This window comes from Streptomyces sp. NPDC088387, from assembly GCF_044753385.1.
Classification (GTDB): Bacteria; Actinomycetota; Actinomycetes; order Streptomycetales; family Streptomycetaceae; genus Streptomyces.
On record NZ_JBIVNC010000004.1, the window covers coordinates 141,815 to 155,277 of the forward strand.

The window sequence follows — 13,463 nt, forward strand, 5'->3', positions numbered from 1 at the left end:
GCAGCCGGTTCGCCCCCTCGCCCCGAAGGGCCCCTGCGCAGCACACTTGACCAAGAACGTCGGTGCAGCCGGAGGGGGACGGGACATGCGGGACAGTCATCGGGCCGAGGCCGAGCGGCTGTTGGCACGGGCCGTGGAGGAGGAGGTACGGCGCTCGGGGGGCCGTACCGACGGGAAGGTGCTGATGACACGGGCGCTGGGGGCGCTCGACGCGATGGCGCGCAGCGCCGGCGAGGAGTACGCGGCCTACACGCGGGCGATCGACGAGTCGGAGGCCGGCCGGCTGACGTTCGGGCAGCGGTACGCGCGCCAGGGCGGCGGTACCCCGCTGCTGGTGGCGGGGGTCGGCGCGGTGGCCGCCGTGGTGGCCGACCTGGCGCTCGGTACGGGGGCCACGACCGCGGTCGGCGCGGGGGTGACCGTCGGGGTCGTGGGCGCGGCGGCGACGGTGGTGAAGGTGGCGGGGGCGCATCTGCCGGCCGCGCACCACCGGGCCGGGGCGGCGGGGCAGCCGGGCGGCGCCGAGCAGTTGCGGCTCCAGTGGCTGACCGCGCTGGAGGTACGGGGCATCCGGCCGTTCCTCGACCAGCAGCGGGTGCTGGCCGCGTCCACGGGGCCCAAGAAGCAGGGGCCGAAGCTGATGGGCGCCGACAAGAGCGGCGCGGCGCGCGGACGGAACCTGCTGGCGCAGTCGTTCGGGCAGCTCCCGGACTCCACCGGCCCGTTCGCCGGGCGGCGCCAGGAGATGGCGCGGATCAGGCAGTGGGTGCAGGCGGGCCGGGCCAGTACGCAGACGCTGCCGACGGTGGTGGTGCTGCACGGGCCGCCCGGCAGCGGCCGTACGACGCTCGCGGTGCGGGCGGCGCAGGATCTGCGGGACCAGTTCCGGGGCGCGTGTGTGGTCGATCTGCGCGGCGACACCCCCGGGGAGCCACCGCTGCCGACGCGGGACGCGCTGCTGCATCTGCTGAACCGGCTGGGCGCCCCGCGCGAGCAACTCCTCTTCCGGGAGCGGTCGTCGGCCGACCAGCAGGTCAAGCGGCTGAGCGAGCTGTACCACCAGCATCTGACGGGCGTCCCGGTCGCGGTCGTCCTGGACGACGCCCACGACCCCGAGCAGATCCGCACGCTCATCCCCGAGCGCTCCGACAGCCTGGTCCTGGTCACCGCGCGCGAGCCGGTCGAACTGCCCGCCGAGTTGCAGGCACGGGTCTTCCAGCTGCCGGTGGGCCCGCTGGAGCCGGCCGGCGCCGAGGAACTGCTCGGCGCGGCGGCGCAGGACAGATCGGGGCCCTACGACGCCGAGTCCGGCGATCTGATCACCCGGCTGTGCGGCGGGCTGCCGCTGGCGCTGCTGATCGCGGGCTCCTCGCTGGGACCGCGCTCGCCCCGGCAGCTCGCCGCGGACCTGGAGGCATACGGTCCCGTCGACCCGATCGAGCGCGCCCTGTGGCTGCGCTACACCGACCAGACGGACCCGGCGCGGCGGCTGCTGCGCCGGCTCGCGCTGGCCGGGCGGGCCTCGCTGGGCGCCGCGGCGGCCGCCTCGCTGCTGGCCACGGACCAGGCGGAGGCCACCCGGCACTTGGTCGCGCTGGCCCGCGCGGGCCTCATCGACCAGGTGCGCGGCGACCGCTACCGGCTGCACGACCTGGTCCGCGGTTTCGCGCAGGCCCGCCTCCTCGACGAGGAGGAGCCCGCGGAGCGTACGGCGGCCCAGGAGCGGCTGATCGTCAACTACGCGGAGCTGGCGGACTCCGTGCTGCGGCTGGTCGACGGCAACATGTCGACCCGCTCGGACCGGTTCGGGCCGCACGGCTTCACCTCGCTGGACGAGGCGCTGCGCTGGCTGGACGACGAGTCGAGCTTCATCACGGCGGCGCTGCGGCACGCGGAGGGCGTCGACCAGGGGGCCGTACTCAATCTGCTCGGCGCGCTGTGCGACTACTGCCTGCTGCGCGGCGACCTCTACCGGCTCGGGGAGATCAGCGAGCTGGCGCAGGCGGTGGACCAGGGGCTGCTGATCCGGTCCGTGCAGTGGCGGACCGGTATCGCGGCCCGGCAGCTCGGCGAACTGGACAAGGCGCGCACCACACTGACCTCGGTCGTCGACCTGTACATGGAGGCGCATCACGACGCCGGTGCGGCGCGCGCCCTGTGCTCGCTCGGCATCACGCTGCACCACCAGGGCAATCTGGTCGAGGCGGCGGCCAAGCTGCGCGAGGCGCTCGACCTCCAGTCGCCACCGCAGCTCGCGACGGACCGCGCGTGGACGATGCACGCGCTGGCCGCCGTGGAACGCGACCGCGCGCATCTCGCCGAGGCCCTGGACCTGCTGAACCGTTCCCTTGCCCTGCACCGCGCGGGCGAGTCCGTGCACGGCGAGGCGTGGGCGCACTACCAGCTGGGCCAGCTGTACGTCCGGCTCGGCGACGTGGACCGTGCCGGCACCGAACTCCGCTCGGCCCTGGAGCTGTACGGCCGTACCCGCGACGCCCGGGGCGCGGCCTGGGCGCTGACCCAGCTGGCGCGGGCCCGGCTGGTGGCGGGCGATCCGTCACCGGCGGTGGACGAGCTGCGCGCGGCGGCGGCCAGGCACCGGGAGAACGAGGACGCCCGCGGTGAGGCCTGGACGCTGTACTACCTCGGGCAGGCCATGGAGGAGACCGGCAACCTCGACCAGGCGGTCCGTGACCTGGAGCGCTCGCGGACGATGTTCTCGCGGATGCGGGACGTGTACGGGCTGGCCTGCGCCCGGCACCACTCGGCCCGGGTGACCCGCGACCAGCGCGCCGCGCAGACCGGCTCGCTGCGCAACTCCGGTTTCGCCCGCCAGCTCCTGGTGGACGCCCGCGCCGACTTCCAGCGCATCGGGGTCGCCCACGGCGAGGCGTGGACCTGCCTGGAACTCGCGGTCGTCGACGCCGGCAACACCCGTACGCCCCAGGCGCTGGAGCTGTGCGACGAGGCGGCCCGGCTCTTCGCGTCGTACGGCGACCGCCGCGGCGAGGACTGGGCCCGCTTCCTGCGCTGCACCCTGCTGCCGTTCGGCGCGCCGGGCGGTGTGGAGATCGGCACGGCGGTGGCCCAGGAGGAACTCTCCCAGCTCGCCCGCTCCTCCCACCCGGCCCGCGACCCCAAACTCACCGAGTACACAGAGGCCTACCAGCTCCTCCTCGAACGAGGCGTCACCCTGGAAACCGGCTGGCAGGCCTGGCGCCTGGGCATGGTCCCCAACCGCCACGCAAGAGAGGTAATGGGAGTCCCGGTACAGGTAGCCCCGTAACCCTTTGCCAGGCCGACACGGCAGCGCCGGTCAGGGGCGCGGGGAACTGCGCGACCAGCCACAACGGCGCCGCACGGACCTTCCAACCCCCACCCCCACAGGGGCGCGGGGAACTGCGCGACAAGCCACAACGGCGCCGCACCCACCCCCCGCCCCGCCTGGGCCCCGCTCAGCCCTCGCGCACGCGATCCCGCTCCTCGCCCGCCGCAGGCGCCCCCGCATCGGAGGTCTCCTCGAAAGAGACCTTCCCCATATGCCGGTTCATCGACTTCATCAGCCCCCACACCGCCACAGCCATCACCGCGAACACGATGAAGCCAAGGACACCGGGAGTCACCTTGTCCTCGTCGACCTCCTTCGCGAAGGTGACGAGATGCGTCATTGCCAGGCTTGCGCTTGCGCTCATGTCAGGCATTGTCGCGGATGCCCGCGAAGAGGTCGTCCTCGGGGAGGGACGTCTCGACGAGCGACTTCGCGAGCTCGTACTCCTCCGTCGGCCAGACCTCCTTCTGGAGCTCCATCGGCACCCGGAACCACCCCCCGTCGGGATCGATCTGCGTGGCGTGCGCGATCAGCGCCTTGTCCCGGATCTCGTAGAAGTCCGCGCACGGCACATGCGTGGTGAGCGTGCGCTCCTTGTGCCCGGAGCCCTCCCACCGCTTGAGCCAGTCCCCGTACGGCGACTCCAGCCCCCGGTCGAGCATCGCCCGGTGCAGCGCCTCGGTGCGCGGCCGGTTGAAGCCCTGGTTGTAGTACAGCTTCCGCGGCTGGTACGCGGGCCCGTACTCCGCCTCCGGGAACCGCTCGGTGTCCGCGGCGCCCTCGAAGGCCAGCATCGAGATCTTGTGGGTCATGATGTGGTCGGGGTGCGGATACCCGCCGTTCTCGTCGTACGTCGTGACGACCTGCGGCCGGAAGGACCGGATCTTGCGGACCAGCTCACCGGCCGCGTGCTCCACGTCCTCCAGGGCGAAGCAGCCGTCGGGCAGCGGCGGCAGCGGGTCGCCCTCGGGCAGCCCGGAGTCGACGAAGCCGAGCCACTCCTGCCTGACGCCCAGGATCTCGCGGGCCTCGTCCATCTCCTTCTTCCGCACCTCGTGGATGTGCTCCTCGATGTACGCGTCGCCCTGAAGCTTCGGATTGAGGATGGAGCCGCGCTCCCCGCCCGTGCAGGTGACGACCAGCACGTCCACCCCCTCGGACACGTACTTCGCCATGGTCGCCGCGCCCTTGCTCGACTCGTCGTCGGGATGCGCGTGCACGGCCATCAGTCGCAGCTGGTCAGTCAAGACTCGATCCTTGGTGATAGGCGCCCGGTGGGTGACCGGGTGCGTCGGTCGGGTGCCGGCTCGCGTCCGTCGTCGAGGGGCGGCGATCAGGCGGCGTGCGGGCGGCTTCTATAGTGACCGAATCGGAGGGCCAATAATTCCGGAGCCCGGCTTCGGGACCCCTTTTGGGACAGCTTGGGGCGGCCCCTTCGGACCCGTCCCGCCCGAGGCCGAGAGGACGATCATGAGTACGGTGAGCACGCGACCGCCGGAGGGCCGCTACGGCCGTTCCTCGGACGAGCGCGCGGACCGCACACTGAAGGTCCTCGGCGCCGTACTGGGCGCGGTCCTGCTGCTGGTGATCGGGTTCTTCGCCTATCACTACGTGGGCAAAAACAAGATCAGTGCAGAAGTGATCAGCTTTGATCTCGGGGACAGCGCGGTGCAGGTGCGGCTGAAGGTCGAGAAGGACGCGGGCGCCGCCGGCTACTGCACGATCCGCTCCCAGGCCGCGGACGGCGCCGAGGTCGGCCGGGCCGACTTCCGCTTCGACGGCGACCGCAGCCGGTTCGAGGAGACCGTCACCCTGCGGACGACGGCCCCGGGCACCACCGCGGAACTGCTCGGCTGCCACGGCGCCTGACCCGGACCGTCCGGACCGCCCGCGAAGGACCGGGCCGCGAAGGGTCGGGCCGCGAACGGCCGCCGGCGCTGCCGTGAACATGGGGTTGCGGGCAATACCTCCGGGCTGACCTGCGTTGACGGGATATAGGTGACTTATGTCCTCCCCCCGCCGCTCCTGAATTGTTAGGCTCGTGGTTTCGCCCACTCCTGAAGGAACATTCTTCTGGGTAGGGCGATGCTTTGTATTCCCAGTACCGACGAGGAGCACCCTGTGACCCAGACCAGCGAGAACGTCACCTGGCTGACCCAGGAGGCGTACAACAAGCTCAGGAACGAGCTTGAGTACCTTACTGGTCCTGCGCGCACGGAGATCGCCGCCAAGATCGCGGCTGCGCGCGAGGAGGGGGACCTGCGCGAGAACGGCGGGTACCACGCGGCCAAGGAGGAGCAGGGCAAGCAGGAGCTCCGTGTGCGCCAGCTGACCCAGCTCCTTGAGAACGCCCAGGTCGGTGAGGCGCCGACCTCGGCCGACGGCACGGTGGCCCCCGGCATGGTCGTCACGATCGCCTTCGACGGCGACGAGGACGACACGCTGAGCTTCCTGCTCGCCTCGCGCGAGTACGCCAGCGCCGACATCGAGACCTACTCGCCGCAGTCGCCCCTGGGCTCCGGCGTGATGGGCCACAAGGTCGGCGAGGACGCCGACTACGAGCTGCCCAACGGCAAGAAGGCCACGGTCCGCATCCTGAAGGCCGTGCCGTACGACGGCTGACCGCGCGAGTCGTCCCCTTCGACGAAGCCCCCGGCGTCCCCCGTGACGCCGGGGGCTTCGTCGCGCCGCCGCACACGTCGGCACCGAGACCGCCCCGCTCCACTCCGCTCTCACAACTTTGGGTTCACCCGACCCATTGACCCCCTGTGAGGCGCTATATACGCTGTGCCACGCACTGAGAAAGCGCTTTCTAGCCCTTGAGCTGACGGTCCGTCTATCACCGGGAGCGCAATGAACAGTCGAAGAGCACTGCTCAGTTCAGCAACAGGCCCCAGGCACAGATCCCTCTTCTCGCTGACCGTCTTCACGGCGCTGCTCGCGCTGGTCGTCGGCCTCGGGATCGCGTTACCGCCCCGCGCCGACGCCGCGACCTACCGTGTGCTGGTCTTCTCCAAGGTCACGAACTTCCCCCACGACTCCATCCCCGCCGGCGTCGAGGCGGTCGAGAAGCTCGGCGCCGAGAACGGCTTCGAGGTCGAGGCGACCGACGACGCCGCCGCGTTCACCGATGCCAACCTCGCCCGCTTCCAGGCGATCGTCTTCAACAACACCAACTCCACGCCCGCGTCGGGCGATCTGCTCGACGCCGGGCAGCGCACCGCCCTCCAGACCTTCGTCCGAGGGGGCGGCGGCTGGGTCGGTCTGCACGCCGCCTCGGCGAGCGAGCGCGACTGGGGCTGGTACGAGGGCCTGGTCGGCGCGATCTTCGACCAGCACCCGGCCGTGCAGACCGGGCGGATCAAGGTGCTGGACCAGTCCCACCCCTCCACCAAGGGGCTTCCCGAACTCTGGGAGCGCACGGAGGAGTGGTACAACTGGCGCGCCAATCCGACCGGGAAGGTGCACACGCTCGCCCAGATCAAGGTGCGCGACGGCATCTCCGGACTCGACGAGGGCGTAGACCACCCGTGGTCCTGGTGCCAGAACTACGACGGCGGACGCTCCTGGTTCACCGCGGGCGGCCACGCGGCGTCCGCGTTCGAGGAGCCCGCCTTCCTGAGTCATCTGCTCGGCGGTATCCAGTGGGCCGCGGGCAACAAGCCCGGTGACTGCACGGCCACGAAGACCGGCGCCTTCCAGCGCACACCGCTGGCCACCAGCGATCTCGCCGACCCCTTCGAACTCGCCGTCGCGCCCGACCGCCGGGTGTTCTTCGTCGAGCGCACCGGCAAGATCAAGGTGATCGACCAGCAGACGCTGAAGGTCACCACCGTGCTGGACTTCGAGTACACCCCCGAGATGACCAGTCAGTCCGACGGTCTCCTCGGACTCGCGCTCGATCCGGACTTCGGCCGCAACAACTGGCTGTACGTCCTGAACTCCGACAAGACCGAGAAACGGCTCAACCTGTCGCGGTTCACGGTGACCGGCAACACGATCGACCCCGCGTCCGAGAAACGGCTGCTGACCGTCCCCACCTACCGTGACGAGGGCCGGGCCAACTCCCACATGGCCGGCTCCCTCGCCTTCGACAAGGACGGCGACCTCTACATCGCGACCGGCGACAACACCGACCCCTTCGCGTCCGACGGTTTCACCCCGATCGACGAGGGCGCGGGACGTCGCGCCTGGGACGCGCAGGGCACCTCGGGCAACACCAACGACCTGCGGGGCAAGATCCTGCGCATCACACCGCAGGACGACGGGACGTACACCGTCCCCGAGGGCAACCTCTTCGCCCCCGGCACCGACCGGACACGGGCCGAGATCTACGCGATGGGGATGCGCAACCCCTTCCGGATCACGACCGATCCGCGCAGCGGCGCCCTGATGGTGGCGGACTACGGACCCGACGCCCGCGCGGCCGTCGCCGACCGGGGTCCCGAGGGCACGGTCGAGTTCACCCGGATCACCGAGGCGGGCAACTTCGGCTGGCCGTACTGCATCGGCGACAACACCCCGTTCAACGACTACGACTTCACCACCAGGACGCCGGGCGCGAAGTTCGACTGCGCCAAGCCGGTCAACGACTCGCCCAACAACACCGGTCTGACCGAGCTGCCGCCGGCCCAGCCCGCCACGTCCTGGTACGCGTACTCGGCGTCCGCGGAGTTCCCCGAGCTCGGCACGGGCGGCGGCGGTCCGATGAGCGGGCCGGTGTACGACTACGACCCGGCGAACACCTACCGCACCAAGTTCCCCGAGTACTTCGAGGGGAAGTGGCTGAACTACGAGCTGACCCGCAGGTGGTTCAAGGCCTTCTCGATCCAGCAGCAGGACCAGACCTTCACCGATCCGCGGTTCGCACCGGCGCGGGCGGGTGATCTCCAGTCGATCAACTCCGTCTTCGGCGACCTGACGTGGAACCAGCCCTTCGACGCCGACTTCGGCCCCGACGGAGCGCTGTACGTCATCGACTTCGGGATCGGCAGCGGTACGGGACGGGGCGGCAGCAACGAGGGCTCCGGCATCTACCGCATCGACTACGTCGGCGACGGCCGGCTGCCCGACGCCAAGGTGACGGCCACCCCCGACACCGGCTCGGTACCACTGCGGGTGGACTTCTCCAGCGCGGGCTCCGGTCTGCCGGGCGGCGCTGCCGTGACGTACGCCTGGGACTTCGACGGCAACGGCACCACCGACTCGACCGAGGCGAACCCGACCCACGTCTACCGGACCAAGGGCAGCTTCACCGCACGGCTGACGGTCACCGGGCCGGAGGATCTGACGGCGCTCGCCGTCCAGGAGATCACCGTGGGCAACACCCGGCCCGTCGTGACGATCCAGCAGCCGCCGAACGGCGGGATGTTCGGCTTCGGCGACACGATCCCCTTCACCGTGAAGGTCAGGGACAAGGAGGACGGCAGGCGGATCGACTGCTCGCGGGTGGTCGTCCAGTCCCAGCTCGGCCACGACAGCCATCTGCACCCGCTGGACAACTACACCGGCTGCACGGGCGAGATCGTGACCGACGCGGGCGACAGCCACGGCCCCGGCCAGAACCTGTACTACGGGATCAGCGCCCAGTACGAGGACAGGGGAGCGCCCGGTGTGCCCGCGCTCACCGGCTCCAGCTCGCTGACCCTGCGGACGACGTACCGCGAGGCCGAGCACATGACCACCACCGGCGGCGCGCACTCCGGGGCGGTGGTGGCGAACCGCGCCGACGCCTCGGGCGGCAAGCGGCTGACGGAGATCGAGAACGGCGACTGGATCAGCTTCGACCCCGTGAGCCTCAAGGGCATCACGTCGGTCACGGTCGGCGCGGCCTCGGGCGGGCTCGGCGGGGACGTGGAGTTCCGCGCCGGTTCGCCGACGGGCCGGCTGCTGGGCAAGGTGACCGTCCCGAACAGCGGGGACTGGGGCAACGTCGTATCGCCCACGACCACGCTGCGCGACCCGGGCGGCACGGTGAAGCTGTACGCGGTCTTCACCAACCCGGAGTGGACGGACCAGAAGCCCGACCTGCTCGCGCTCGACTGGCTGCACTTCAACGGCAACGGCGTCGAGAAGCGCCCGGCCGGCAAGGTCTCGTTGAAGGCGGCCCCGGCCGGCGGGACGGAACCGCTCGACGTGGCGCTCACCGGCAAGGCGGTGCCGGCGCCCGGCCGCACCATCGCCTCGTACCACTGGGACTTCGGCGACAACAGCCGGCCCACGGGCCCGGAGGGAGCGACGGCCACGCACACGTACGCCCGCCCCGGTGCGTACACCGCGCATCTGACCGTCACGGACAGCACGGGCGACACCACCACCAACCATGTCCGAATCAACGTGGGTTGAGAGGGAGGCGAGTATGGAAGGGACACGACGCGCGTTCTTCGGCACGGCTCTGGGCGCCGCCGCGGCGGCGACGGTCATGAGCGGGCCGGCGGACGCCGCCGAGAGCGGCCGCCGCAGACGGCGGATCCCGCCCTCCGGCATCGGCATGCACCTCTACACGATGCGTACGCCCCTGGCGGCCGACTTCAAGGGGACCCTCGCGCGGCTGGCCGCGATGGGGTACGCGACGGTCGGCGTCAGCGGACGGCACGGCAACAGCGCGGCCGCGATCCGGGCCATGCTGAGGGAGACCGGCCTGAAGGCGGTCCTCGAACACGTCGGCTACCCGACCGTCGTGGGCGCCGGTCTGCCGCAGGCGCTCGACGACCTCCACACCCTCGGCGCGCGCTGGATCGTGGTGCCGAGCCTGCCCGCCTCGATGCACTCCCCGGCCGGATTCCGGGAAGCGGCAAGGGAGTTCAACAAGGCGGGGCTCGCCGCCCGTGAGGCCGGCCTCGGTCCGCTGCTGTTCCACAACCACGGCACCGACCACGCCGTGGTCGACGGGGAGAACCTGTACGACATCCTGCTCGACGAGACCGACCCGGAACTGGTCGGCTTCGAGCTGGACGTCTACTGGGCGGCCAAGGGCGGGGCGGATCCACGGTCCCTGTTCGTGCGTCACCCGCGCCGCTTCCCCGCGCTGCACGTCAAGGACATGGCGCCGAACGGCGACTTCGCCGACGTCGGCTCCGGGGTGCTGGACTTCGCGGCGATGTTCGACACGGCACGCTGCGGCGGTGTGAGGCAGTGGCTCGTCGAACACGACGCGCCGGCCGACCCGTTCGCGACCGCGCAGAACAGCTACACGTACCTGGCGAACCTCCGGTACTGACCACAGGGCAGGGCGGAGCCCCGTACCCCCTCGCGGGAGGTACGGGGCTCAGTCCTCGGCGGAGGCGGCGCCGAGCAGTCCGCGGATGTGGCTGGTCGCCTCGCGGAACTCGGGACGCCCCATCGTCTCGGTGTAGTCGCGCTCGGCGGGCAGTCCGATCCCGACGATCTCGGTGATGGTGCCGGGCCGGGGGCTCATCACCACCACCCGGTCGGCGAGATAACACGCCTCCGAGATGGAGTGGGTGACCAGCAGCACGGTGGTGCCGGTCTCCCGCCAGATGCGGTTGAGCTCCATGTTCAGCTGCTCACGGGTCAGCGCGTCGAGCGCGCCGAACGGCTCGTCCATCAGCAGGACCGGCGGTCTGTGCAGCAGCGCCCGGCACAACGCCACCCGCTGCTGCATACCGCCCGACAGCTCGTGCGGGTAGGCGTCCTCGAAGCCCTCGAGGCCGGTCATGGCGATCAGTTCGTCCGCGCGTCTGCGGGCCACCGCGGCCGGCATCCTGCGTATCTCGGCCTGGAGCAGGATGTTGCGCCGCGCCGACCTCCACTCCAGCAGGGCCGCGCGCTGGAACGCGTATCCGATGTCGTGCCGTGGGCCGTCCACCCGTTCCCCGTGCAGCCGGACGTCGCCCGCGGATGGTCTGAGCAGGCCGGCGACGAGTTTGAGGAGGGTGGACTTGCCGCAGCCCGACGGGCCCACGATGGCGACGAACTCCCCCGTCCCCACGGTGAGGGAGACATCGGTGAGAGCGGTGACATCCCGTTTCCTGCTGCGGAAACGTACGGCTACGTCCTCGATGTCGACCGCCGTCGCGGGCCGCTCCCTGCTGTCCCCGGCCGGCGCCGCCGGCTCCCGCACCGTTGTGTCCTTGGCCATCGTCATCCCTTCAGCGCGGTGGCGTCGTCCCAGTAGTCGGTCACGGCCTTCGGGTTCTCGATCAGGCCCGCCTCGGCGAAGACGTCGATGGTCTTCTGCCAGTCGGCGTCGGTGTTGACGCCGGGAGCGCTGCCCTCCGTCGCCGGGGTGTGCAGCAGGGTCAGAGTCGTCCGGAACTGTTCGGACAGGACCTCCTCGGGCGGGAGTTGCTCCGAGGCGCCCTCCATCGCGGCGACCGCGGGACCGGGAGCCTTCTCGGCGGCGGCGAAGGACTCGCTGACCGCCTTCACCATGCGCTGCGCGAGGTCCTTCTTCCCGGACAGGACCTGCCGGCCGGCGATGAGCCCGTTGGAGTAGAAGTTGAGCCCGTTCTCGGAGAAGCGCAGATAACCGACCTGCTTGTTGGCCTTGTTCTGCATGGTGGGGCCCTGGTCGCTGGCGTAGCCGAGCAGTCCGTCCGTCTTGCCGGAGATCACCGCGGCGATCTTGCCCGCGGGGTCGGTGTTCTGCACCCTGACGTCCGACTCCGCAAGGTCGTTCAGCTTCAGGAAGATCGGGAAGGTCTTGGAGAGCGCGTCGCCGGCCGTGCCCGCGATGGTCTTCCCCTTGAGGTCGGCGGGCGACTTGATGCCCTGCGACTCGAAGAACTGGACGGAGGACGGCGTCGTCTGGAGGAAGACGCCGAGGCTCTTCACCTTGACGCCGGAGTGGACGCCGGAGAGCAGTGCGGGGGTGTCGGCCCAGCCGAAGTCGGTCTGTCCGGCGCCGGTCGCCTGGACCGTCTTCTGGGAGCCCTGGCCGGCCCGGATGTCGAGGTCGATGCCGTGCTTCTCGAATATCTTCTGCTGCTTGCCGTAGTAGAACGGCGCGTGCTCGCCGTACGGATACCAGTTGAGCGTCAGGGTGACCTTGTCGATCTCCCGGCCCGAGTCGGTGGTGGTTGTGTCCGAGTCGCCGTCACCACAGGCCGTGGCGACGAGGAGCAGCGGGACGAGGCCGATCAGAACTCTGCGCGCGGTCATGGCATGGCCCTTCTGGTCAGGGGGGATCGTGCCGGTGGGTGCGCCGTTCAGTAGCTGGTCGTGACTCCCGCCGCCCGTTGGCCGGCGTGCCAGGGGAGCAGGAGCTTCTCCGCGATCTCGACGAGCACAAAGAGGACCACCCCGATCAGTGACATCACGAGCAGGCCCGCGAAGAGCATGGGGGTGTCGAGGTTGCCGTTGGCCTGGAGGATCACATAGCCGAGTCCCTCGTTCGCGCCGACGAACTCGCCGACGACGGCGCCGGTCACGGCGAGCGTGACAGCGACCTTGAGACCGGAGAAGAGATGCGGCAGCGAGGCGGGGAAGCGGATCTTGACGAAGGTCTGCCACGGGCTCGCGCCCATGGTCGACGACAACTGGAGCATCTCGGGGTCGACGGCCTTGAGCCCGGTCACCATCGAGATGACGACCGGGAAGAAGGCGATGAGGACGACGATGAGGATCTTCGGCGCGATACCGAAGCCGAGCCACACGACGAACAGCGGAGCGATGGCGATCTTCGGGACGACCTGGGCGAAGAGCAGGATCGGGTAGAGGGTCTTCTCGACGGTCGGCGAGTAGACCATGACCACCGCGGCGAGCACACCGACCGCGACGGCGATCAGGAAGCCGATGAGCGTCTCGTAGGTGGTCACCCAGGCGTGCTGCGCGATGTAGTCGGTCTTCCCGGTCAGTACGTCCAGCGTCGCGCCGGGCGAGGGGACGAGATAGGGCTCGACCAGTTCGGCCGCGGCGATCACCCACCACGCGCCGAAGCAGACCAGCAGCAGCACCACGGGCCGCCAGGTCTGCTCCGTCACCCGGCCGACGCGCTCGCCCCAGCCCGGCCGTTCCCGCGCGGTCACTCCCGTGGCTTGCCATGGTGCTGCCTTGGTAACACTCTGGCTCACGGCCGACTCCTTCGGGAAATCGCTTTCAGAAAGCGCTTTCTGATACGATGCCGCCACGCTAGTGACTGCCGTTACGCACGGTCAATAGGTCGTCACGAAGT

10 protein-coding genes are annotated in these 13,463 nt (G+C 70.4%); 5 read left to right on the forward strand and 5 right to left on the reverse strand.

Going from position 1 to position 13,463, the window contains the following annotated elements:
* Nucleotides 1-85 precede the first annotated feature (85 nt).
* A complete protein-coding gene (locus ACIQAC_RS12120) occupies nt 86-3,286 on the forward strand; it encodes a tetratricopeptide repeat protein (RefSeq protein ID WP_402189572.1) in 3,201 nt (1,066 codons plus the stop codon).
* Nucleotides 3,287-3,455: 169 nt separating this feature from the next.
* Here ACIQAC_RS12120 and ACIQAC_RS12125 read toward each other — a convergent pair whose 3' ends face one another.
* Nucleotides 3,456-3,701 carry a hypothetical protein gene (locus tag ACIQAC_RS12125; protein ID WP_402189574.1) on the reverse strand — a complete coding sequence of 82 codons (246 nt, stop codon included), beginning with the start codon at nt 3,699-3,701 and terminating at the stop codon, nt 3,456-3,458.
* Entirely contained in the window at nt 3,694-4,575 is an 882-nt protein-coding gene (mca, locus tag ACIQAC_RS12130) for a mycothiol conjugate amidase Mca (RefSeq protein ID WP_402189576.1), read from the reverse strand. Before mca ends, ACIQAC_RS12125 begins: the two co-directional genes overlap by 8 nt.
* Before the next feature lie 223 nt (nt 4,576-4,798).
* On the opposite strand from mca, the gene ACIQAC_RS12135 reads away from it, so the two are divergent.
* The 4 genes from ACIQAC_RS12135 to ACIQAC_RS12150 all read left to right on the forward strand — a co-directional run bounded on the left by ACIQAC_RS12135 (nt 4,799) and on the right by ACIQAC_RS12150 (nt 10,547).
* Entirely contained in the window at nt 4,799-5,197 is a 399-nt protein-coding gene (locus tag ACIQAC_RS12135) for a DUF4307 domain-containing protein (RefSeq protein ID WP_402189578.1), read from the forward strand.
* Between the two features lie 252 nt (nt 5,198-5,449).
* Nucleotides 5,450-5,950 carry a transcription elongation factor GreA gene (greA, locus tag ACIQAC_RS12140; RefSeq protein ID WP_402189581.1) on the forward strand — a complete coding sequence of 167 codons (501 nt, stop codon included), beginning with the start codon at nt 5,450-5,452 and terminating at the stop codon, nt 5,948-5,950.
* A gap of 231 nt (nt 5,951-6,181) precedes the next feature.
* Complete coding sequence (locus ACIQAC_RS12145) at nt 6,182-9,673, forward strand: ThuA domain-containing protein (protein ID WP_402189583.1); 3,492 nt, start codon at nt 6,182-6,184, stop codon at nt 9,671-9,673.
* Nucleotides 9,674-9,686: 13 nt separating this feature from the next.
* The gene (locus tag ACIQAC_RS12150; protein WP_402189586.1) at nt 9,687-10,547 is read left to right on the forward strand and encodes a sugar phosphate isomerase/epimerase family protein; all 861 of its coding nucleotides are present in this window, start codon (nt 9,687-9,689) and stop codon (nt 10,545-10,547) included.
* 48 nt (nt 10,548-10,595) lie between these two features.
* On the opposite strand, the gene ACIQAC_RS12155 is transcribed toward ACIQAC_RS12150, so the two are convergent.
* Genes ACIQAC_RS12155 through ACIQAC_RS12165 form a run of 3 tightly spaced genes read right to left on the reverse strand, consistent with a single transcriptional unit; the run spans nt 10,596 to nt 13,317 of the window.
* Nucleotides 10,596-11,435, reverse strand: a complete 840-nt coding sequence (locus ACIQAC_RS12155) for an ABC transporter ATP-binding protein (protein WP_402189587.1) — start codon at nt 11,433-11,435, stop codon at nt 10,596-10,598.
* The gene (locus ACIQAC_RS12160; protein WP_402189589.1) at nt 11,432-12,451 is read right to left on the reverse strand and encodes an ABC transporter substrate-binding protein; all 1,020 of its coding nucleotides are present in this window, start codon (nt 12,449-12,451) and stop codon (nt 11,432-11,434) included. Before ACIQAC_RS12160 ends, ACIQAC_RS12155 begins: the two co-directional genes overlap by 4 nt.
* A gap of 47 nt (nt 12,452-12,498) precedes the next feature.
* A complete protein-coding gene (locus tag ACIQAC_RS12165; protein ID WP_402190665.1) occupies nt 12,499-13,317 on the reverse strand; it encodes an ABC transporter permease in 819 nt (272 codons plus the stop codon).
* Nucleotides 13,318-13,463: the final 146 nt, after the last annotated feature.

What these genes read in the sequence shown, in the direction of transcription:
- ACIQAC_RS12120 (WP_402189572.1), top strand. Translation starts at nt 86, where the DNA reads ATGCGGGACAGTCATCGGGCCGAGGCCGAGCGGCTGTTGGCACGGGCC.
- ACIQAC_RS12125 (WP_402189574.1), bottom strand. Translation starts at nt 3,701, where the DNA reads ATGCCTGACATGAGCGCAAGCGCAAGCCTGGCAATGACGCATCTCGTC.
- ACIQAC_RS12155 (WP_402189587.1), bottom strand. Translation starts at nt 11,435, where the DNA reads ATGACGATGGCCAAGGACACAACGGTGCGGGAGCCGGCGGCGCCGGCC.
- ACIQAC_RS12145 (WP_402189583.1), top strand. Translation starts at nt 6,182, where the DNA reads ATGAACAGTCGAAGAGCACTGCTCAGTTCAGCAACAGGCCCCAGGCAC.
- ACIQAC_RS12135 (WP_402189578.1), top strand. Translation starts at nt 4,799, where the DNA reads ATGAGTACGGTGAGCACGCGACCGCCGGAGGGCCGCTACGGCCGTTCC.
- ACIQAC_RS12150 (WP_402189586.1), top strand. Translation starts at nt 9,687, where the DNA reads ATGGAAGGGACACGACGCGCGTTCTTCGGCACGGCTCTGGGCGCCGCC.
- ACIQAC_RS12160 (WP_402189589.1), bottom strand. Translation starts at nt 12,451, where the DNA reads ATGACCGCGCGCAGAGTTCTGATCGGCCTCGTCCCGCTGCTCCTCGTC.